The sequence below is a fragment of the Kribbella sp. HUAS MG21 genome, from assembly GCF_040254265.1.
GTDB lineage: Bacteria > Actinomycetota > Actinomycetes > Propionibacteriales > Kribbellaceae > Kribbella.
In genome coordinates this window covers 3594270-3615686 of sequence record NZ_CP158165.1, presented here as the reverse complement: position 1 = coordinate 3615686, position 21417 = coordinate 3594270, and the positions used below count along the sequence as shown (strand labels likewise).

General features: G+C 68.7%; 21 protein-coding genes. 13 read left to right on the top strand and 8 right to left on the bottom strand.

The genetic code is table 11. The features are described from left to right. Window positions 1–16: 16 nt before the first annotated feature. The 3 genes from ABN611_RS17760 to ABN611_RS17750 are packed head-to-tail and all read right to left on the bottom strand — an operon-like array spanning window position 17 to window position 3009. A complete protein-coding gene (locus ABN611_RS17760; protein WP_350280978.1) occupies window positions 17–817 on the bottom strand; it encodes a carbohydrate ABC transporter permease in 801 nt (266 codons plus the stop codon). A 9-nt stretch (window positions 818–826) separates the two neighbouring features. Beyond that, on the bottom strand, window positions 827–1774 hold the full coding sequence (locus ABN611_RS17755; RefSeq protein WP_350280977.1) for a sugar ABC transporter permease: 948 nt from the start codon (window positions 1772–1774) through the stop codon (window positions 827–829). Window positions 1775–1779: 5 nt separating this feature from the next. Continuing rightward, window positions 1780–3009 (bottom strand): ABC transporter substrate-binding protein, encoded by a 1230-nt coding sequence (locus tag ABN611_RS17750; RefSeq protein ID WP_350280976.1) that lies wholly within the window; start codon window positions 3007–3009, stop codon window positions 1780–1782. 148 nt (window positions 3010–3157) lie between these two features. Here ABN611_RS17750 and ABN611_RS17745 point away from each other — a divergent pair, with 148 nt between their 5' ends. Beyond that, window positions 3158–4222: a LacI family DNA-binding transcriptional regulator gene (locus ABN611_RS17745; RefSeq protein WP_350280975.1), complete on the top strand. Its 1065-nt coding sequence runs from the start codon at window positions 3158–3160 to the stop codon at window positions 4220–4222. On the opposite strand, the gene ilvY is transcribed toward ABN611_RS17745, so the two are convergent. Both ilvY and ABN611_RS17735 read right to left on the bottom strand, forming a co-directional pair. After that, window positions 4146–5036, bottom strand: coding sequence for an HTH-type transcriptional activator IlvY (gene ilvY, locus ABN611_RS17740; protein ID WP_350280974.1), 891 nt, complete (start codon window positions 5034–5036; stop codon window positions 4146–4148). The two genes, ABN611_RS17745 and ilvY, sit on opposite strands and share 77 nt — an antisense overlap. Window positions 5037–5039: 3 nt before the next feature. Continuing rightward, window positions 5040–5897, bottom strand: coding sequence for a substrate-binding domain-containing protein (locus ABN611_RS17735; protein WP_350280973.1), 858 nt, complete (start codon window positions 5895–5897; stop codon window positions 5040–5042). Between the two features lie 72 nt (window positions 5898–5969). Between ABN611_RS17735 and ABN611_RS17730 the strand changes: the two genes are divergently transcribed. From ABN611_RS17730 to ABN611_RS17705, 6 genes are all read left to right on the top strand, one after another. Next, entirely contained in the window at window positions 5970–7178 is a 1209-nt protein-coding gene (locus tag ABN611_RS17730) for an ROK family transcriptional regulator (RefSeq protein ID WP_350280972.1), read from the top strand. Between the two features lie 145 nt (window positions 7179–7323). Continuing rightward, window positions 7324–9030, top strand: coding sequence for an ABC transporter substrate-binding protein (locus tag ABN611_RS17725; RefSeq protein ID WP_350280971.1), 1707 nt, complete (start codon window positions 7324–7326; stop codon window positions 9028–9030). 13 nt (window positions 9031–9043) lie between these two features. Then, a complete protein-coding gene (locus ABN611_RS17720; RefSeq protein ID WP_350280970.1) occupies window positions 9044–10033 on the top strand; it encodes an ABC transporter permease in 990 nt (329 codons plus the stop codon). A 12-nt stretch (window positions 10034–10045) separates the two neighbouring features. Next, complete coding sequence (locus tag ABN611_RS17715) at window positions 10046–10963, top strand: ABC transporter permease (protein ID WP_350280969.1); 918 nt, start codon at window positions 10046–10048, stop codon at window positions 10961–10963. Next, window positions 10960–11838 carry an ABC transporter ATP-binding protein gene (locus tag ABN611_RS17710; RefSeq protein WP_350280968.1) on the top strand — a complete coding sequence of 293 codons (879 nt, stop codon included), beginning with the start codon at window positions 10960–10962 and terminating at the stop codon, window positions 11836–11838. Before ABN611_RS17715 ends, ABN611_RS17710 begins: the two co-directional genes overlap by 4 nt. Further along, a complete protein-coding gene (locus ABN611_RS17705) occupies window positions 11835–12635 on the top strand; it encodes an ATP-binding cassette domain-containing protein (protein WP_350280967.1) in 801 nt (266 codons plus the stop codon). The genes ABN611_RS17710 and ABN611_RS17705 overlap by 4 nt, the downstream gene beginning before the upstream one ends. Window positions 12636–12686: 51 nt before the next feature. On the opposite strand, the gene glmM is transcribed toward ABN611_RS17705, so the two are convergent. The 3 genes from glmM to rplM are packed head-to-tail and all read right to left on the bottom strand — an operon-like array spanning window position 12687 to window position 15041. Then, on the bottom strand, window positions 12687–14033 hold the full coding sequence (gene glmM, locus ABN611_RS17700) for a phosphoglucosamine mutase (protein WP_350280966.1): 1347 nt from the start codon (window positions 14031–14033) through the stop codon (window positions 12687–12689). Window positions 14034–14040: 7 nt separating this feature from the next. After that, entirely contained in the window at window positions 14041–14562 is a 522-nt protein-coding gene (gene rpsI, locus ABN611_RS17695; RefSeq protein WP_141854750.1) for a 30S ribosomal protein S9, read from the bottom strand. 35 nt (window positions 14563–14597) lie between these two features. Then, complete coding sequence (gene rplM, locus ABN611_RS17690) at window positions 14598–15041, bottom strand: 50S ribosomal protein L13 (protein ID WP_132318789.1); 444 nt, start codon at window positions 15039–15041, stop codon at window positions 14598–14600. Between the two features lie 285 nt (window positions 15042–15326). Here rplM and ABN611_RS17685 point away from each other — a divergent pair, with 285 nt between their 5' ends. The 6 genes from ABN611_RS17685 to ABN611_RS17660 all read left to right on the top strand — a co-directional run bounded on the left by ABN611_RS17685 (window position 15327) and on the right by ABN611_RS17660 (window position 21413). Continuing rightward, window positions 15327–16613, top strand: a complete 1287-nt coding sequence (locus ABN611_RS17685) for a citrate synthase (RefSeq protein ID WP_350280965.1) — start codon at window positions 15327–15329, stop codon at window positions 16611–16613. A 56-nt stretch (window positions 16614–16669) separates the two neighbouring features. Next, entirely contained in the window at window positions 16670–17338 is a 669-nt protein-coding gene (locus ABN611_RS17680; protein WP_350280964.1) for an SDR family NAD(P)-dependent oxidoreductase, read from the top strand. A 91-nt stretch (window positions 17339–17429) separates the two neighbouring features. Then, window positions 17430–18431, top strand: a complete 1002-nt coding sequence (locus ABN611_RS17675; protein ID WP_350280963.1) for a LacI family DNA-binding transcriptional regulator — start codon at window positions 17430–17432, stop codon at window positions 18429–18431. A 45-nt stretch (window positions 18432–18476) separates the two neighbouring features. After that, entirely contained in the window at window positions 18477–19748 is a 1272-nt protein-coding gene (locus ABN611_RS17670) for a sugar ABC transporter substrate-binding protein (RefSeq protein ID WP_350280962.1), read from the top strand. Next, on the top strand, window positions 19745–20593 hold the full coding sequence (locus ABN611_RS17665) for a sugar ABC transporter permease (RefSeq protein ID WP_350280961.1): 849 nt from the start codon (window positions 19745–19747) through the stop codon (window positions 20591–20593). The genes ABN611_RS17670 and ABN611_RS17665 overlap by 4 nt, the downstream gene beginning before the upstream one ends. Beyond that, window positions 20586–21413 carry a carbohydrate ABC transporter permease gene (locus ABN611_RS17660; protein ID WP_350280960.1) on the top strand — a complete coding sequence of 276 codons (828 nt, stop codon included), beginning with the start codon at window positions 20586–20588 and terminating at the stop codon, window positions 21411–21413. Before ABN611_RS17665 ends, ABN611_RS17660 begins: the two co-directional genes overlap by 8 nt. Window positions 21414–21417: the final 4 nt, after the last annotated feature.

Below are 21417 nucleotides of genomic sequence, written 5' to 3'. Positions count from 1 at the left end.
TGGTCTCCCCAAATGGTTATTTGACGGCTCCGCCGATGGCACCGGCGGCGATGTACTTCTGCGCGGCGACCAGCAGCACGATGGCCGGGACCGCCGAGAGCACCGCGGTCGCCATCACCGCGTTCCAGTTCTGCACCTGCGTGCCGAGGTACTGGTAGATGCCCAGCGTCACCGGCCGGACGCCGCCCTTGGTGGTCAGCGTCAGCGCGAACAGGAAATCGCTCCAGGAAAACAGGAAACTGAAGAGTCCGGCCGTGATCAGCGAGTTCTTGCTGATCGGCAGCACGATCGCCACGAACGCCCGGAACAGGCCGGCGCCGTCGACCCGCGCGGCCTCCACCAGCGACGGCGGCAGCGAGAGCATGAACGACCGCAGGATCAGGATCGCGAACGGGATCCCGCTGCTGCAGTTCGCCACGATCAGCCCCGGGATCGAGTTCAGCAGGCCGAGCCGCTCGTAGGCCGTGTACAGCGCGTTCGCGATCACGATCCCCGGGATCATCTGCGAGATCAGGATCGCCAGCAGCCCGATCGACACCCACCGGGACCGGAACTGCGACAGCGCGTACGCGCACGGCGTCGCGATCGCCAGGCTCAGCACGACCGTCCCGGCCGCGATGATCATGCTCGTGACCAGGTTCCCGCCCTGCTCGTCCAGGGCCCGCTTATAGCCGGAAAACGTCGGGTTCAGCGGCAGGAAACCGGCCGTCAGAGTGTTTCCGGACGGCTGCAGCGAGGCGTTCACCATCCAGTAGACCGGGAACAGCATCACGCACAGGACCAGCACGCCGATCACGGTGTACGTCGTCCGTCGCATCAGGTCCTCCTACTCGTCGACGGCGCGACGGGTGCCGCGCAGGTAGAAGATCGCGAACACGAACGAGATCGCGATCAGGATGTTGGACAGCGCCGCGCCCTGGCCGAACCGGAAGTCCACGAAGGACTTCTCGTACGACTGGGTGGCCAGCGTCTGCGTCGCGTTCGCCGGCCCGCCGCCGGTGAGGCCGAGGATGATGTCCAGGACCTTGATCGTGTAGACGACGCCGAGCATCAGCAGCACGCTCGCGACCGCCCGCAGGTTCGGCCAGGTGATGTACCAGAACGCCCGCCACCCGGTCGCCCCGTCGAGCTGTCCGGCCTCGTAGAGCTCGTCGGGGATCTCCGCGAGACCGGAGTACAGCAGCGTCACGTTGAACGGGATGCCGATCCAGATGTTCACGCCGATCACCGCGATCAGCGCGACCGACGGCGAGTTCAGCCAGGGCACCGGGTCGTCGATCACGCCGATCCCGGTCAGCGTCCGGTTCAGGATCCCGCTGTCCTGCTCGAGGATCGACCGCCAGGTCGCACTCGACACGATCAACGGCAGCAGCCACGGCAGCAGGAGCAGCGAGCGGAGCAGCCCGCCGAGCGGAAAACGCTGCCGGAAAAACAGTGCCAGGCCGAGGCCGATCACGAACTGGAACGCGATCGACCCGATCGTGAACAGGGCGGTGTTCAGCATCGCGTCCGAGAACAGCTTGTCGGTCACCACCGCGCTGTAGTTCTTCAGCCCGACCCACGGCGCCTCGCCGGTGAAGAACGTCCGCAGCCCGTAGTCCTGCAGGCTCATCAGCAGGTTCTTCACCACCGGGTAGCCGAACAGCGCCACCATCGCCACCACGGCCGGCAGCACGAACAGCACCTTGGTGAGGTCCTCGCCCCGGTGCCGCCGGCCGCGCACCCGCGCGCGGCCGGCCGTGCTCGTACGCGTCGTACGGGTCAGCGTCGCCATCGCGATCAGCCGCCGGACGCCTGCTTGAAGGCGTCCTGGGCCGAGGCCTTGCCGGTCAGCGCGAGCTGGATCGCCTGGTAGATCACCTTCGCGGCCTCCGGCCACTTGTCGCCCAGCTTGCCGGTCCGTGCCCGGGCGGTCTTCACCTGCTCGGTGAACGCCTTCATCGACGGCACTTCCTTGACGTACTGGTCGTGCAGCGCGGTCTTGGTCGGGATGGTGAACCGGGCCTTCGCCCAGGCCAGTTCGTTCGTGTCCGAGTTCAGGCACTTCACGAAGTCGGCGGCCTTCTGCTGCTTGGCCTGGTCCTTGTTCAGCGGCACCGTCCAGGCCTCGCCGCCGAGCGGCGCGACCGGCGTCTGGGCGGGCTTGTTCAGCGGGAACGTGACCACGTCCCACTTGATGTTCGGGAACTTCTCCAGCGCCGGGATCTGCCACGGCCCGTTCACCATCATCGCGGCCTTGCCGGCCACGAACTGGTCCTTCGCGTCGCCCTGCGTCCAGTTGATGACGCTCTTCGACGCGGAACCCGACTGCACCAGATCGACCCACAGCTGCAGGGCTTCGGCCACCTGCGGGCTGGTCAGATCGGTCTCGTCGCCGCCGTTGGTCCACATTGCCGGCAGGAACTGCCAGGAGCCCTCGTACGTCGCGTTGGCGTTGAACGCGATGCCGTACCGGCCGGGTTTGGTGAGCTTCTTCGCCGCCGCCTTCAGCTCGTCCCAGGTCTTCGGCGGCTGCACACCGGCCGCCGCCAGCATGTCCTTGTTGTAGAACAGCGCGATCGTGTTCGTCACCGGCGCCAGCCCGTAGAGCTTGCCGTCGTACGACGTCGCGTCGACCATGCCCTGGATGACGCCGTCCGCGTTCAGGCCCAGGTCGTTCAGCGGCGCCAGCGCGCCGGTCGCCGCGATCTGCTGGACGTCGGGGTTGTCGAGCATCAGCACGTCGGGCAGCGTCTTCGACGAGGCCTGCTGCAGCACCTTCTGGATCAAGGTGTCACCAGGCACCGTCTCCCGCTGGATGGTGATGCCGAGCTCCGACGCACAGGCGTCGAGGCCCTTCTGCACAAGGGACTTGTCCGGGTCGTTGTTGTAGTAGTCCAGGACGGTGAGGCTCTTGACGCTGTCGCCGGAGGTGGACGACTGGCCGCCGCCGTTGTCACCGCAGGCGGCCAGCAGGAGCGACACCGTCGTCGCACCCGCCAGCGCGGCGGCGATCCGCTTGCTGATCATGACATCGGACTCCTTCAAAGCGTTTAACCGATGGACGTGGAAGTGGGGGACGAGCTTGTGGATTTGGCGGTAAACCGCTTAACTGAGGCGTTGAAGGACTATGTTCCCTACGTCACATCGCTGTCAAGGGTTCGGAGGTGGTGAATCGATGGTCACCATGCGGGACGTCGCGCAACGGGCGGGCGTCTCGATCGCCACCGTCTCGTTCCTGCTGAACGACACGAAGCCGGTGACGGCCGCGACCCGGGCCCGGATCGAGCAGGCGATGGCCGAGCTCGGCTACCGGCGCAACGTCGTCGCCCGCGCGCTGGCGAGCCGGCGGACGCACATCATCGCGATGGCCTACCCGGCGCTCGAGCACCGGTTCGGGATGTCGACCGCGGAGTTCTTCACCAGCGCGGCCGACGCGGCGCGCAAAGAGGACTACCACCTCGTGCTCTGGCCGGTCGGCAACGACGGCGTCGAGCTGCGCGAGCTGCTCGGGCAGGGCCTGGTCGACGGCGTCGTCCTGATGGAGGTGCAGCTGGACGATCCACGGGTCGACGTACTGCAGCAGGCCGGGACGCCGTTCGCGATGATCGGCCGGACGACGGAACTGGACGGGTTGTCGCATGTGGACATCGACTTCGACACCACGGTCGAGGACGCCGTGCGGTATCTCCACGAGCTCGGGCATCGCGAGCTGGCGCTGATCTCCGGCGATCTGGAGGATCCGCGGTTCCACGCCTACGGCCCGTGGGTCCGGATCGAGGAGGCGTACCGGCGCGTCGCCGCGTCGTACGAGCTGCCGGTCGTGGTCCTCCCCTGCTCGGACACCACGCAGGCCGGTCAGGTGGCTGCCGAACGGCTGGTCGCGCAACACCCGGAGACGACCGCGATCGTGGTCCTCAACGAGTACGCCGCCCTCGGGGTGGTGTCAGGCCTCAAGCGGGCCGGTCACGACGTCCCCGGCGAGTACTCCGTCCTGTCGCTGCTGACGGTCCCCGAGACGGCCGCGATGACGGATCCGGAGCTCACGATGATGCGTACGCCGGGTCCCGAACTCGGCCAGCTCGGCACCGAGGCCTTGATCCGCCAGCTCGAGGGCGCGGAGCCCCTGCCGCCGCAGCTCGTTCCGGCGAAGCTGTCGCCGGGCGCTACGGTCGCAGAGCCCAGAGCGCGGCGACCAAAGGCCGGTGCAGGTCGGCGCGGCGGGCGCACAGCCCGATCGTGAGCGGTTCCAGGTCCGCGGGCAGCTCGACCAGCTGATCGCGCACGGCGGACGACTCGAGCACCAGCCGCGGTACGACGCCGACGCCACATCCCAGCGCCACCAGCGCGAGCAGCGCCTCGTGCCCGTCGGGTTCCGCGGCGATCGTTGGCTTGACCCCCATTTTCCGGAACCATCGGAACGCGCTCTCGCGCACCAGCCCCCGAGCCGGAACGACGTACGGCCCACCACCGGAAACGCCTTCGGAAACGGCACCGGAAACGCTGTCGGAAACTGCGCCGGAAACTGCGTCGGGAACGGTGTCTCGGGCGGTGACGAGGACGAGGTCGGTGATGGCGACGGGGTGGGTGACCAGCGTGTGCGGCAAGCGGTGCGGGATGCCGGCAACGGCGGCGTCGACCTCGCCCTCGTCGAGGCGCGCGAGCGCGGCGGCCGCATCACCCGTGCGGATGTCCAGGCGGATCTGCGGATGCGCCTCCCGCAGCGGCGCGAGGAGGCCGGGCAGCAAGGTCTGGCAGGCGGTGACGGTCGCGAAGATCCGCAGTTCACCGGTCAGGTCAGGCGGCTCGGCTGACGCGGCGCGGTAATCCGCCCACAGCTCAAGAGCTTGCTCCGCGTACGTCGTGAAGCGCCGACCTTCCGCCGTGAGTACGACACCCCGCGGCCCGCGATCGAGCAACTGCGCCCCGACCCGCGTCTCCAGCCGCTGGATCGTCCGCGTCAGCGTCGCCGCACTGACATGACACTCCAGACTCGTCCGCCCGTAGTTGAGCGTCCGCGCCAGATGCAGGAACAGCTCCAGCTCCCGATGCTCCAAGGCTCACCGACCCCCGGGCTCCGCGGTGGACCGAGCGAGCCGGATCGTCGGCTTCGGGACCTGGTACGTGGTGACCCCGCCGCCGTCCATGGCCGTGAGGATCGCCTCGCCGACGATCGTGCCGAGGCCGTGCACGTCGACCGTCACCACGCTCAGCGGCGGGTGCGCCAACCGGGCGACCGCCGTGTCGTCCCAAGCGATCACGGACAGCATTTCCGGGATTCCGACACCGTTTTCCTTCGCCGCCGCGAGACCGCCGATCGCCATCAGGTCGTTGTCGTAGACAACCGCCGTCGGGACCTCGCCGCCGGCGAGCAACGCGGCCGTCGCCTTGCGGCCGGAGTCCTCCGAGTAGTCACCCTCGATCACCCGCCCCCGCACGTCCCGCTCCGCGCAGGTCTGCATGAACGCGGCGTCGCGGGCCTGGCAGTGCAGCATGTCGCGCGGACCGCTCACCCGGGCGATGTCGCGGTGCCCGAGGTCGGCGAGCGCGCGCACGGCGGCGCGGGCGCCCTCGGCGTTGTCGACCAGCACATTGGTGATCGGCGCCTGCAGCTCCGGCCCGCCGAGCAGCACCGCCGGTACGCCGAGCCCCTCGAGTTCGGCGAGCCGCGGGTCGCTGGTCCGGAGATCGACCATCACGATGCCGTCGACGTGGTCGTTGGCCACCCAGCGCCGCCAGATCCGGATCTCCTCGGCGATGTCCGCGGCGAACTCGATCAACAGGCTGACCCGCCGTCCGTCGAAGACCTCCTCGATCCCCTGGACGACATCGGCCATGAACGGCTCCATCCCGAGCAACCGGTCGGGACGCGCCAGTACCAGCCCGGCGATGCGCTCGCGCGACGTCACGTCCTGCATACACTGCCCTCCAAGGCCACCGAAGCCACTATATTCACAGACCTAACTAACTAGCAGAGAGCGGATCTCCCGATGCAGCAGGTCAGCGACGCGTCGCGATCGCCCGGTTACGACCCGGCGCCGACGAACAGCCGTGCCCTCATTGTGGACAGCATCCGCTCCGCGGGCACGGTCAGCCGGGTGGAACTCACCCAGATCACCGGACTCACGGCGCCGTCGGTGACCACCGTGGTCCGCCGGCTGATCGACGACGGCCTGGTCGCGGAGGCCGGGCGCGGCTCGTCCACCGGCGGCAAGCCTCGCACGATGCTCCGGATCCGGGCGACCGCGCGGTACGTCGTCGGCGTCCACCTGAGCGTCGACAGCCTGACGTACGTGCTGGTCGACTACGCCGGCGGGGTCGTCGCCCGCTGGCGCCGCGCCGGACCGGGCGACGACAGCGACCCCGAGCAGGTCGTCGAGCGGATCGCGACCGAGACCACCCAGCTGATCGAGCGCTCCGGGATCGACTCGTCGCTCGTCCTCGGCCTCGGCTTCGTCTGCCCCGGGCCGCTGATCCGCAACCTCGGCGTCACGTCCGCGCCGCCGTCGATGGAACGCTGGGTCGACTTCCCGATCCATCGCCGGCTCGAGGAACGGCTCGGCCTGCCGGCGCTGCTCGAGAACGACGCGACCGCGGCCGCCGCGGGCACCCGGCTGACCACCAGCCACGACGTCTCGGTGATGGCCGCGCTGTTCATGAGCGAGGGCATCGGGTCCGGCCTGCGGCTGAACGGCAACGTCTACCAGGGCGCGCACGGCAACGCCGGCGAGGTCGGGCACATCTGCGTGCAGATCGGCGGCCCGGAGTGCTGGTGCGGCAGCACCGGGTGCCTGGAGGCGATCGCCGGGCCCGCCACCGTGGTCGCGAAGGCGCGTGCCGCGGGGCTCGACCTCGGTGCGCAGCGCCGTACCGGGGTGCCGGCGTTCGCGGCCATCGCCCGGCTGGCGCTGACCGGGGACTCGCGGGCCGAGGCGATCCTGCGGGACTCGGCGTCCTGGCTGGCGCTCGGCGCGCAGGCGATCACGAACCTGTACGACGTCCAGCTACTGGTGCTGACCGGGCCCGCGTTCGCGGTCGCCGGGACGATCTACCTGCCGATCATCCAGGACCGGATCATGAGCTCCGCGTTCGGGCGGGCCGTGAACACCGAGGTGGTGCTCGACGAGCGCGGCCACGACGCCGCAGCGATCGGCGCCGCCCTGATGATGCTCCGCTCCGAGCGCGCGATCTCGGCGTAGTACCGCCCTTTCCCACGCTCCGCTGTCGAATCGTTACCTGACTGACCTCTTGCGCCTTGTTAATTAGGCGAACTAAGTTACGGCCAGCTTCCCTGGCGGGTGCCGGGTGACGCGTTCGACGACCGCGTTGGAAAGGAATCGATCAATGCTCCGGACCCCGACGACACGCCCCCGGGTACGGCGCCTGGTGAGCGCCGCTGCCGCCGCGACCGCCACCGCGCTCCTGCTGACCGCGTGCTCCGGCACCGGCAACGGCAACGGCGCCGGCAACCAGGCCGCCGCCAAGGACGGCTCCGTGACCGTCGCGGCAGGCGACATCACCGCCGAGAACTTCAACCCGTTCAGCAGCACCGCCCTGCAGCCGACGCTGGGCGTCATCTACGAGCCGCTGTACTGGTACAACTTCGCCAAGCAGGCCGACCCGACGCCGATGCTCGCGACCGGCTACTCGTGGAACGCCGCCGGGACCGAACTCACGATCAAGACCCGCCGCGACGTGAAGTGGAACGACGGCCGGCCGTTCACCGCGAAGGACGTCGCGTTCACGTTCAACCTGGTCGCGAAGACCCCCGCGCTGAACCCGTCCGGCCTCGCCGCGACCGCCAAGGCGACCGCCGACGACACCGCCGTACTGACGTTCAAGTCGAAGTCGCTGATGCAGGAGCCGGCCGTCCTCGCCAACCAGGCGATCGTGCCCGAGCACATCTGGAAGGACATCAAGGACCCGACCACGAACCTGAACAAGAACCCGGTCGGCACCGGCCCGTTCAAGGTGAAGTCGTACACGCCGCAGAGCTTCGTGCTGACCAAGAACGACCAGTACTGGGAGCAGGGCAAGCCCGAGATCAAGGAGGTCCGCTACCTCCCGGTGACGTCCGCGGACGCCGCCAGCGCCGCGCTGGTCGCGGGCAAGGTCGACTGGGCGAGCGCCTACCTGCCCGGGATCGACAACATCATCAAGTCGGGCAAGAACCTGACGTACGTGAACACGCCCGTGATGACGACCGTCATCGTGACGTGCTCGAACGCGCAGCTGGGTTGCGCAGGGCCGCAGACCGATCCCGCCGTACGCAAGGCGATCTACCTCGCGATGAACCGCGAGCAGCTGGCCAAGCTCGCCGGTGGTGGTGTCGCCGGCGTCGGGTCGCCGACCCTGCTGCTCCCCGGCCGCGACGACGAGTGGATCGCGGATCCGGCCAAGGCGAAGCTCCCGCAGAGCGCGGACGCCGCCGAGGCGAACAAGCTCCTCGACGCGGCCGGCTGGACGAAGGGCGGTGACGGCGTACGGACCAAGGCCGGTCAGCGGCTGTCGCTGACGATCCAGACCGTCACCGGCTGGAGCGACTACATCTCGATCAACGACACGCTCAAGCAGCAGCTGGCCGCGGTCGGCATCGAGCTCAAGCCCAGTCAGGTCTCCTGGAACGAGTGGAACGCCGCGCAGACCAACGGCAAGTTCCAGCTGTCGCTCGACTCGGTCGGCCTCGGCGCCTCCACGAACCCGTACTTCACCTACGACGGCAAGCTCGCCACCGTGAACACCGCGCCGGTCGGCAAGACCGCCACCTCCGGCAACCAGGCGCGGTTCTCGAACCCGGTCGTCGACGCCGCGCTCAAGGTCGCCGCCGGTACGACGGACAAGGCCGCGCAGAAGGCGGAGTACGCCAAGATCCAGGACGTGATCGCGGACCAGCTGCCGTACATCCCGGTCTACGTGAACTCGATGCTGACCGAGTTCAACACCTCCCGCGCGACCGGCTGGCCGACCAAGGACAACCTGTACGTCCTGCCCGCGGCCTGGAAGGCGTGGGACGCCGGCATCGTCCTCAAGACGATCAAGCCCGCCGCCTGACCGCGGGCCCGCCGTGCGCTACCTCCTCCGCAAGCTCGCCTTCTACGTCGCCGCCCTGTGGGCCGCGCTGACGCTGAACTTCCTGATTCCCCGGCTGATGCCGGGGAACCCGGTCGATCTCATGCTGTCGAAGCTGGCCACCAAGGGCCCGGTCACCCCGACGACCCGGGACGCCATCCAGGCGCTGCTCGGCACCGACACGAACGCGTCGCTCTGGGACCAGTACCGGACGTACCTGCACCAACTGGTCACCGGCGACCTCGGTACCTCGATCGCGTTCTTCCCGTCCCCGGTGTCGCAGGTGATCGGGCAGACGCTGCCATGGACCGTCGGTCTGATCGGTCTCGCGACGGTGATCTCGTTCGCTGTCGGGATCCTGCTGGGACGCGCCGCCGGCTGGCGGCGCGGTTCCTGGGTCGACAACCTCATCCCGCTCACCACGATGCTGCAGTCGGTGCCGTACTTCTGGCTCGCGCTGCTGCTGCTGTTCCTGCTCGGCAGCACCTGGCCGGTCTTCCCGCTGAACGGCGGGTACGACGTGTACGCCGTGACGCCCGGCTGGAGCCTGCCGTTCGTGCAGTCGGTGCTGTACCACGGTGCGCTGCCGGCGCTGACGATCGTGCTCTCGTCGATCGGCGGCTGGATGCTCGGGATGCGCAACATGATGGTCTCGACGCTGTCCGAGGACTTCGTCGTGACCGCCGAGGCGAAGGGCCTGACCCCGCGCCGGATCCGCTCCCGGTACGTCGCCCGGAACGCGATCCTGCCCTCGGTTTCCGGGTTCGCGATCTCGCTCGGTTTCGTGGTCGCGGGCTCGATCGTCACCGAGGCCGTCTTCTCGTACCCCGGGATCGGCTCCGCACTGTTGCTTGCCGTGAACAACAACGACTACGCGCTGATGCAGGGCGTTTTCCTGATCATCACGCTCGCCGTCCTCGGCGCGAACCTGCTCGTCGACCTGCTGTACGGCGTCATCGATCCCCGCACGCGTGCGCGGTCCTAGGGAAGGGTGTGCATGGCCATCACCACTGAAGGGGCGGCGCAGGCGGCCACGACCGGGGCACCGGCCCGGCGCCGGCTGCCGCCGATGACCCTCAAACTCGGCGTCGGGCTGACGATCGCCGGCCTGATCATCCTCTTCGGCGTCGTCGGTCCGTTGCTGGTCGGCAACCCGTCGACGGTCCGGGACCTCGGGCTGACCGGGCCGGGGAACGGTTTCCTGCTCGGCACCACGCAGAGCGGGCAGGACGTGTTCGCGCAGCTCGCGTACGCCACCCGCGGTTCGCTGATCATCGGCGTCGTGGTCGGGGCGATCACGCTGCTGCTGTCGGCGTTCTTCGGTGTCGTCGGCGCGTTCGTCGGCGGCTGGACCGACGAGGCGTTCTCGCTGCTCACCAACATCATGCTGGTGATCCCCGGGCTGCCGCTGGTGATCGTGATCTCCAGCTACGTACCGAACAAGTCGATCTGGCTGGTGGCCGCCGTGCTCGCGATCACCAGCTGGGCCGGGTCGGCACGCGTGCTGCGCGGCTACACGCTCAGCGTCCGCAGCCGGGACTATGTGCTCGCGGCAAGGATCGGCGGCGAGAAACGCTGGCGGATCCTGCTCGTGGAGATCCTGCCGAACCTGATCCCGCTGCTCGCGTCGCAGGTCGTGTTCGCGGTGATCTTCGCGATCCTCGGCGAGGCCGGGCTGTCGTTCCTCGGGCTCGGCGCGTCCGGGTCGTTCACCTGGGGCACGATGCTGTTCTACGCCCAGAACGGGCTGGCGCTGCGGCTCGGCGCCTGGTGGTGGTTCGCGCCGCCCGGCCTGGCGATCGCGCTGTTCGGCGCCGCGCTGTCGCTGATCAACTTCTCGATCGACGAGATCATCAACCCGAAGCTGCGTTCCCAGACGCGTGCCGAACGCAACAAATGGAGCGTGCGCGGATGAGTGTCCTGAGCATCGAGAACCTCAGCATCGACTACCTCGCCGAGACCACCGTGCACGCCGTCCGGGACGTCTCCCTGACCCTGGAACGCGGCGAGATCCTCGGACTCGCGGGGGAAAGCGGTTGCGGAAAGTCGACGCTGGCCTACGGAATCACGCGGCTGCTGAAACCGCCGGCGGTGATCACCGGCGGCCGCGTCGTGTTCTCCTCGCGTGAGGGGTACGACGTCGACCTGTCGACGCTGGCCGGCGACGACCTGCGCGCGTTCCGCTGGGACAAGATCGCGATGGTCTTCCAGGGCGCGATGAACTCCCTCAACCCGGTACTGCGGATCGCCGAGCAGCTCGAGGACGTGTTCGTCACGCACCGGCCCGAACTGGGCAAGGCGGAACGCCGGGAGCGCTGTGCCGAGCTGCTCGAACGCGTCGGCGTCGACCGGGACCGGCTGCGGGCGTATCCGCACGAACTGTCCGGCGGCATGCGGCAACGGGTGATGATCGCGATGGCGCTCGCCCTCGAGCCGCAGGTGCTGATCATGGACGAGCCGACCACCGCGCTCGACGTGGTCGTCCAGCGGGAGATCCTCCGCGAGATCACCCGGCTGCGGTCGGAGCTCGGGTTCGCGGTCGTCTTCATCACCCACGACCTGCCGCTGCTGCTCGAGATCAGCGACCGGATCGCGGTGATGCGGGCCGGTGTGATCGTCGAGCTGGACGACGCGCTGACGCTCTACAGCCAGCCGAAACACCCGTACACCAAGCGCTTGCTGTCGTCCTTCCCCAGCCTCACCGGGGACCGCGGCGACTTCGTCCGCACCGGGGAGTTCGCTGCCGAAGAGATGCTGGATGAGACCGATCAGACCGTGGAGGCCGGATGAGTGTGCTGGAGCTGCGTGACGTCGTGAAGGAGTACCGGCTCCGCAACGGGCTGCGGACCACCAAGCTGCGAGCCGTCGACCACGTGAGCTTCGAGCTGACGCCGGGCCGGACGATCGCGCTGGTCGGGCAGTCCGGATCGGGCAAGTCGACGATCGCCAAGTTGCTGCTGCAGCTCGAGCGGCCGACGTTCGGGGCGATCCTGGTCGACGGCGAGCCGATGCAGTACCGCGGTGCGCGCGCGGCGACGTACCGGAAGGCCGTCCAGATGGTGTTCCAGGACCCGTTCGCGTCGTTGAACCCGTACCACACGATCGGGCACCACCTGGCGCGGCCGGTGCAGCTGCACCACCCGGGGCTCACGCGCGAGCAGGTCGGAAAACGTGTGACGTCGCTGCTCCGCCGGGTCCGGCTGGACGAGGACTTCGCGCACCGCAAGCCGCACGAGCTGTCCGGCGGCCAGCGGCAGCGGGTCGCGATCGCCCGGGCGCTCGCCCCGGAGCCGGCGATCCTGGTCGCGGACGAGCCGGTGTCGATGCTCGACGTGTCGATCCGCCTCGGCGTCCTCAACCTGCTGGCGACGCTGCAGCGCGAGGAGAACCTGGGCGTCCTCTACATCACCCACGACCTGGCGACCGCCCGCCACTTCAGCGACGAGATCATGGTCCTGTACCGCGGCGCGGTCGTCGAACACGGCCCCGCCGACGACGTGATCCTCAACCCCCAGCACGAGTACACGCAGCTGCTCGCCGAGGCAGCGCCCGCCCCCGAGCGTCGGCTGGCGGAACTCCGCCCGTAAACGCGAGTACGCCGGAGACGTGCTGTCTCCGGCGTACGCGATGTCAGGACTTCAGAGCTTCAGCGAGGACGCGACCACGTCGGCGAGCGAGTGGGCGATCTCGTGGGCGGTGTCGGAGGACTCGGCCTCGACCATCACCCGGACGAGCGGCTCGGTGCCGGACGGGCGGAGCAGGACGCGGCCCGAGTCGCCGAGCCGGGTGGTGGCTTCGGCGACCGCGGACTGGACCGCCGGGTCGCTGCCGGCGCGGGACTTGTCCACGTTCTTCACGTTGACCAGGACCTGCGGGAGCCGGGTCATCGCGCCGGCCAGGTCGGCCAGGGTCTTGCCGGTCTGGGCGACCCGGGCGAGCAGCATGACCGCGGTCAGCGTGCCGTCGCCGGTGGTGGCGTGGTCGGACAGGATCACGTGCCCGGACTGCTCACCGCCGAGCTTGTGGCCGCCGGCCTTCATCGCCTCCAGCACGTACCGGTCGCCGACCTTGGTCTGCTCGACCGCGATCCGCTCCCGGACCATCGCCTGCACGAAGCCCAGGTTGCTCATCACGGTCGCGACGACGGTGTCGTTCGACAGCCGGCCGCTGTCGCGCATCGCCAGCGCGAGCACCGCGAGGATCTGGTCGCCGTCGACGAGTTCGCCGTTCGCGTCCACCGCCAGGCAGCGGTCCGCGTCGCCGTCGAGCGCGATGCCGACGTCGGCGCGGTGGCCGACGACCTCGCGCTGCAGGCCCTCGATGTGCGTCGAGCCGCAGTTCAGGTTGATGTTCAGGCCGTCCGGGTCGGCGGCGACCGTGATCACCTCGGCGCCCAGCCGGCGCAGCGCCTCCGGCGCGGTCTGGGACGCGGCGCCGTTCGCGCAGTCGATGACGACCTTCAGGCCGTCGAACCGGTTCGGCGCCGAGCGGACCAGGTGCGAGACGTAGGTCTCGAAGCCTTGCCCGTCGTCGGTCACCCGGCCGACACCCGCGCCGGTCGGACGCTGCCACTCCTCGCCCATCCGGGCTTCGATGGCGTCCTCGATCCGGTCGTCGAGCTTGATCCCGCCGCGGGCCAGGAACTTGATGCCGTTGTCCGGCATCGGGTTGTGGCTGGCGGACAGCATCACGCCCAGGTCGGCGCCGGTCGAGCCGGTCAGGTACGCGACGGCCGGGGTCGGCAGGACGCCGAGCCGGACGACGTCGACGCCGGCGCTGGCCAGACCCGCCACCACGGCGGCTTCCAGGAACTCACCACTGGCACGCGGATCCCGGCCCACAACGGCGCGCGGCCGGTGCCCTTCGAAGGCACCGGCCTCGCCGAGTACGTGAGCTGCCGCGACCGAGAGGTCGAGCGCCAGCTCCGCGGTCAGGTCCACGTTCGCCAGGCCACGGACTCCGTCCGTGCCGAACAAACGCCCCATCAGATGATCAGCGCTTGCTGTACTGAGGCGCCTTACGGGCCTTCTTGAGACCGGCCTTCTTGCGCTCCTTGATCCGCGCGTCGCGGGTGAGCAGACCGGCCTTCTTCAGGCCCGGGCGGTTGGCCTCGAGGTCCGCCGCGTTCAGGCAGCGGGCCACGCCGAGCTGCAGCGCACCGGCCTGGCCGGTGATGCCGCCGCCGTTGATCCGGGCGATCACGTCGTACGAGCCCTCGAGGCCCGCGACGACGAACGGCTCGTTCACGTGCTGCTGGTGGACCTTGTTCGGGAAGTAGACGTCGAGGTCCTTCCCGTTGATCTTCCACTTGCCGGTGCCCGGGACGATCCGGACGCGGGCGACGGCCTCCTTGCGGCGACCAGTGGCGCCGGCCGGGTTGATGACCGCGACCCGACCCGTCTCGGCGCGCTGCTCCGGAGCCGGGTTGGTCTCGGAGGTGTAGGCGACCGGGCCCTCGCTGTCGATGGGGACCTCGGGGTCGAACTCTTCGGTCTCGGTGGTGATGTCGCTCACGCTGTGAATCCTCGTTTACCTGGTTCGTCGATCGCTTACTGGGCGATCTGGGTGATCTCGAACGGCTTCGGCTGCTGGGCCGTGTGCGGGTGCTCCGGACCGGCGTACACCTTCAGCTTGGTCAGCAGCTTCCGGCTCAGGCGGTTCTTCGGGAGCATGCCCCAGACGGCCTTCTCGACGGCCTTGCGCGGGTCCTTCTCGAGGATCTCGCCGATCGGCGTCGCGGTCAGACCACCCGGGTGCCCCGAGTGGCGGTACGCCAGCTTGTCGGTCCGCTTGGTGCCGGACAGCGCCACCTTGGAGGCGTTGACGACGACGACGAAGTCCCCGCCGTCCACGTGCGGAGCGAACGTCGGCTTGTGCTTGCCGCGCAGCAGGGTGGCGATCTGGACGGCGAGCCGACCGAGCGTGACGTCGGTGGCGTCGATCACGTGCCACTCACGGGTGACGTCAGCAGGCTTCGGGCTGTACGTGCGCACGGTCGTTGACCTTCGTTTCTCAGAGGTGAACAAAACTGGATGTCGGCGAGCGGTCAGCCGACCCGACGGTGTCGGTACCGGACCTGGAACGCACAACAGCAGCCCAGAATACCGGCGTCGGTACGCGTGGGTCAAAGTGAGCCCACACGCCGAGGGGACCCCGGCTTGGAAGCAGCTGAGGACCGCACTAGTTTAGCGGTGAAGATTGCAGTCCGAACCCGCGTCCCGCCGGCTGATCTACCCTCATTCATCCAGGCGATGACGCCAGCTTCCGAAGAGGGCATTGTGACCGAACAGTCGCTCACCGTCCGGGACAACCGGACCGGCAAGGACTTCGACCTTGCCATCACCGATGGCACCATCCGTGCCGCAGACCTCAAGCAGATCAGCGCGGCCGACGGGGACGGTGGCCTGGCCACCTACGACCCGGGCTTCGTCAACACCGCGTCCTGCCGCTCCTCCGTCACCTTCATCGACGGCGACAAGGGCGTCCTGGAGTACCGCGGGTACCCGATCGAGCAGCTCGCCGAGCAGTCGAACTACCTCGAGGTGGCGTACCTCCTGGTGAACGGCAAGCTGCCGAACAAGGCGGAGTACGAGGCCTGGGCGCACGACGTGACGTATCACACGTTCGTGCACGAGAACCTGAAGACCTTCATGCAGGGCTTCCGGTACGACGCGCACCCGATGGGCATGCTGCTGGCCTCGGTCGGGGCGCTGTCCACGTTCTACCCGGAGTCGCGCAACATCTTCGACGAGGAGTCGCGGGCGCTGCAGATCCGGCGGCTGATCGCCAAGATGCCGACGCTCGGCGCGTTCGCGTTCCGGCACGCGCAGGGCAAGCCGTACGTGTACCCGGACAACGAGCTGAGCTACACGGCGAACTTCCTGTCGATGCTGTTCAAGATGAGCGAGCCGAAGTACGCCGCCGACGACCGGCTGGTGCGCGCGCTGGAGATCCTGTTCATCCTGCACGCCGACCACGAGCAGAACGCGTCCACCAACGCGGTCCGGGCGATCGGCTCGACCCAGGTCGACCCGTACACCGCGGTGGCCGGCGGCATCGGCGCGCTCTACGGCCCGCTGCACGGCGGCGCCAACGAGGCGGTGCTGAAGATGCTCCGCCGGATCGGCTCGGTCGACAACGTGCCGTCGTTCATCGAGGGCGTCAAGGGCGGCGAAGAGCGGCTGATGGGCTTCGGCCACCGGGTCTACAAGAACTACGACCCGCGCGCGAAGATCATCAAGAAGGCCGCCGACGACGTCTTCGAGGTGACCGGGATCAACCCGCTGCTGAAGATCGCCGTCGAGCTGGAGAAGATCGCGCTGGAGGACGAGTACTTCGTCTCCCGCAAGCTCTACCCGAACGTCGACTTCTACTCCGGCCTGATCTACGAGGCCCTGCAGTTCCCGCCGGAGATGTTCACCGTCCTGTTCGCGATCCCGCGGACCTCCGGCTGGCTGGCCCAGTGGCTGGAGATGCTCGGCGACGGCGACCAGAAGATCGCCCGCCCGAAGCAGATCTACACCGGCGAACGCGGCGTCCAGTACGTCCCGATGGGCGACCGCTGACCCGTACTCCCGACAGCCGCCGCGAACCGAACCCCGGCTTCGCGGCGGCTGTTCCTTTGCCACCTCCGGCGGCGACCGTAGCCGTCCGCCCGACCCGTTTCTGTGCCATCGGCGGGACCGGGATCGCGATCACCTGTGACCACCGTGACGACGAGCAGACCAGGCAGGCCGTCCGGCGAGTGCTGGCCGACACCGGGCGTCTCGACGTACTGGTGAACAACGTGTGGGGCGGCTACGAGTACTTCTGGGACGGTACGCCGTTCTGGGAAGAGACCGGCTTCTGGACCCAGCCGCTCGAACGCTGGGACGCGGCGTTCCAGGCCGGCGTACGGGCGCACTACGTGACGACTGTCGCGGCGGTACCGGCGATGGTCGCCGCGGGTTCGGGTCTGATCGTAACCGTGTCGTCGGAGGGCGCCGAGAAGACCGACACGGGGGTCGCGTACGGCGCGGCGAAGGCGGCGACCGACCACATGATCGCGTGCATGGCGCACGAACTCCGCGACCACGGCGTGACCGCAGTGTCGCTCTACCCCGGCCTGGTCCGCACCGAGTCGGTGCTGCGCGCCGCGGAGTACTTCGACCTCACCGGCTCCGAATCCCCGCTGTTCGTCGGCCGGGCGGTCGCGGCCCTGGCCGCCGACACCGACGTCGCCCGCCACACCGGCAGGGTCGTCCGCACCTCCGCCCTCGCCCAGGAGTACGGCTTCACCGACCCACGCTGACCGGTACGGCGGCGGGGCCCTGGTTAATGTCTAGCAAATTAACCAACTATAGGGTGTTGACCGGCTGTGGGACCAGGTTAATGCTTTCACCATGAGCAGGGAAGGGCGTACGACGCTTCGGGACGTGGCTGCGGCCGCGGGGGTTTCCGTGGCGACGTGTTCGTACGTGCTGAGCGGGCGCGCGGACCGGACGACCCCGTTGCCGGAGCCGACGCGGTTGCGGGTTGAGGAGGCGGCGCGGCGGCTGGGCTACAAGGGGAACACCGCGGCGCGCAGCCTGCGGCGGCAGCGGTCGGAGCTGGTCGCGATCGTGTACGCCCCGCCGGTCGGACCGTGGCTGGATCACCTGACCGCGCAGTCCGAGGACATCGCCGCCACCCGCGGCTACTCGGTGATCGGCGTGCCGGTACGCCGCCTCGATCGGGCGGCCCAGTCCTTGCGCGTGATCACTCGCGGCCATGTCGACGGCGCGATCTTCGTCGGCGGACTGAGCGACGACCTCGACCTCACCGCCGCCCGCCGGTCCACCCGCGCGCTGATGGCGTTCAGCGACACGCTCGACATGCCAGGCGTCGACGTCGTCCGGAACAACGCCCGCACCGCGCTCGCCGAGGCGACCAGCTACCTCATCGACGCCGGACGCGAACGCATCGCGTTCCTCTCCCACACCGGCGCCCACGAGGACCGCTACCTCGGGTACGTCGACGCGCTGCGGCAGGCGGGTCGCGAGGTCGATCCTGCCCTCGTCCGGATCGGGGCCGCCGCGCGGGAGGACGCCGTCCATGTCGTCCGCGAACTGCTCGACGCACCGAACCCGCCGGACGCGATCGTGTCGGAGTCCGACCGCGGTGGTTTCGCCGCGCTGCAGGCCGCGGTCGACCGCGGCGTCAAGGTGCCGGACGACCTGGCCGTGATCGGTACCGGCAACACCCGGGAGGCGTCGTACTCCCAGCCGCCGCTGACCAGTGTCGGCATGCACCAGCTCGACTTCACCGAGATGGTCGAGGCGCTGTTCGCGCGCATCGACGATCCCACGCTGCCGGCCCGGGAGCTGTCCATGCCCTGGGTGCTGAACCACCGCGCCTCCGCGTAGCCCACCCCGCATCACACCGGTACTCCGCCGTTCGAAAGGTTCGTCATGCCCTCGTACAACCGCCGCTCGTTCCTCCAGCTCGGCCTCGGCGTCACCGTGCTCGGCGCGGTCGGTGCGGGCTGTTCGCCGGCCACGCCGGCGTCCAGGAAACAGGACAGCCGGACGTTCACGATCTACTGGAACGCCGGCCACGGGTACCAGGCCTACAAGGAGGTGATCGACCAGTTCGGCAAGGACCACGACCTGCAGATGAACTGGCAGAAGTTCCAGTGGCCGGACCTGACCACGAAACTCACCGCGGACTTCCGTTCCGGAAACGTTCCGGACCTGGTCGAGGAAGTTTCCGCCGGCACCGGAACGCAGTACGGACTGGCCGGAAACGTGCTGGCGCTGGACGAGTTCGCGGCCGCGGACAAGGAATTCGGTTTCCCCGGTGATTTCCTGGACCAGGCGGTGGTCGCCCGCCAGTACGAGGGCAAGACCTACTCGATCCCGCTGCACCTGACCGCGAACGGGCTGCTGTTCTACAACAAGGAACTGCTGTCCGCGGCGGGCTTCGAGAAGCCGCCGGCGACCTGGGACGAGTTCCTCGAGGTGGCCAGGGCGACCACGAAGGACAAGGTGAGCGGCTGTGCGCTGAACTCGGACCCGAGCTACGCGGCGCCGTACTACAACCAGCAGAAGGTGGACTTCAGCGACGTCGGCGCGAAGCAGTTCATGACGCCCGCCGACGGCGCGCTCAAGGCCATGCAGTGGATGCAGGACCTGATCTACACCCACAAGGTGTCCCCCGCGCCGGTCGCGACCACCGACTACTCCGGCCCGCAGAAACTCTTCTCCGCCAAGCGTGCCGCGATGTTCGTCTCCGGCCCGTGGGACATCGGCCCGATCCGCCAGGGCAGCCCGGACATCGACCTCGGTCTCGCCGTACCGCTGACCGGCGCCGTGCAGTCGGCCGCGATGGCCGGCGCCGGCCTGATGATCCCGGCGAAGGCGAAGGACCCGAAGCTGTCCTGGGAGCTGATCACCAAGCTCGCCGCCGTCAAGGTCGAACTCGCCGCCACCAAGGAAGCCGGCATGTCGATGCCGCGCAAGAGCTGGGCCTCCGACCCCGCTGTCGCCGCGGACCCGAACCTCGCGACGATCGCGAAAGCGCTTGCGGTGGTCGCGGAAAACGATGTCGCGCTGTCCGCGAGCGGCAAGGCCGCGCAGATCAACGAGCTGTGGAAGAAGTCCTACCAGCAGATGATCATCCAGCACGCGCCGGTCGGTCCCGCGCTGGACGACTTCCGCAAGCAGGCCGGGGCCGCGCTGTGATCCGTCGCCGCCAGGCGCTGACCGCATGGCTGTTCCTCACCCCGGCAGTGCTCTTCTTCGTCCTCCTGTTCTTCCTCCCGATCGGCAACCAGCTGCTGACCGGCCTGTACGACGCCGACGGTGCCTTCACCGGCCTGGGCAACTTCACCCGCGCCTTCGAGGATCCGGAGGTGCTGCACTCGTTCCTGATCACGCTCGCCTACGCGGCCGGCACGCTGGTCGTCGGTACGGCGGTGGGCCTCGCGCTGGCCGTCATCCTGAACCAGTCGCTGCGCGGGCGCACGCTGTTCCGCTCCGTGCTGCTGATCCCCTACCTGACGTCGGTGTCGATCATCGGCCTGCTCTGGCGGAACATCCTGGACCCGCAGGTCGGCATCCTCAACCGGCTGCTCGAGGCCGTCGGCCTGCCCGGCCAGACCTGGCTGAGCACACACCCGCTGGCGACGATCGTCGGGATCACGGTCTGGTCGAGCGCGGGCTACACGATGGTGCTGTTCCTCGCCGGTCTGCAAGGCATCCCCGGCCTGTACTACGAGGCCGCCCGGATCGACGGCGCCGGCCCGTGGCGGCGGTTCTTCGCGATCACGCTGCCGCTGCTCGCCCCGACCACGGTCTTCGTCTCGATCATCGGGCTGATCGGTACGCTGCAGCAGTTCGCGCTGCCGTACATCGTCACCGGCGGCGGTCCCGGCAACGCGACCTCGCTGTACGCGCACCGGCTGTTCATCGTGGCGTTCAACGACAACGACTTCGGTTACGCGTCGGCGCTGTCGCTGCTGCTGCTGGTCGTCGTACTGGTCCTGTCCCTGGCGCAGCTGCGGATCGGAGACCGGGCCGATGCGTGAACGGCTCTTCCCCGGTGACCGCGTCGCGGCGTACGTCGTCCTGGTCGCGCTCGGCCTGGTCACGGTACTCCCGCTGCTGTACATGATCGTGCTCGCGCTGCAGAGCGACGGCGAGGTGCAGTCCGGTGATCCGGTGCTGTGGCCCGCCGAGCTGCAGTGGGGCAACTTCACCCGGCTGTTCGAGGCGGCGCCGTTCGGGCGGTTCTTCGTGAACAGCTTCGTGATGGCCGGCGCGATCACGGTGTCGCACCTGGTCTTCGACCCGTTGATCGGGTACGTGTTCGCGAAGCTGGACTTCCCCGGGAAGCGGATCGCGTTCGTCGCCGTGCTGTCGACGCTGATGGTGCCGTTCTTCGTCCGGATGCTGCCGATCTACTCGATCTTCGCGAGCCTGGGCTGGATCGACAGCTACCAGGGCCTGATCGTGCCGTTCCTGATGGATGCCTACGGCATCTTCCTGATGCGGCAGTTCATCCGGCCGCTGCCGGACGAGCTGATCGAGGCGGCCCGGGTGGACGGCGCCGGCGAGTTCCGGATCTACCTGCGGGTGATCCTGCCGCAGTGCAAGCCGGCCATGGCGGTGCTCGGCCTGTTCACGTTCGTCTTCCAGTGGAACGAGTTCCTCTGGCCGCTGATCGCCACCAGCCGCACCGAGATGCGCACGCTGCCGATCGGCCTGACCCTGTTCAACCAGGAGTACTTCACGCAGTGGAACCTGACGGCCGCCGGCGCGCTGATCCTGTTCGTGCCGACCGCGATCTTCTTCGTGATCACCCAGAAGTTCCTGGTCGAGGGCATCGCCCTCTCCGGACTGAAATGAGACC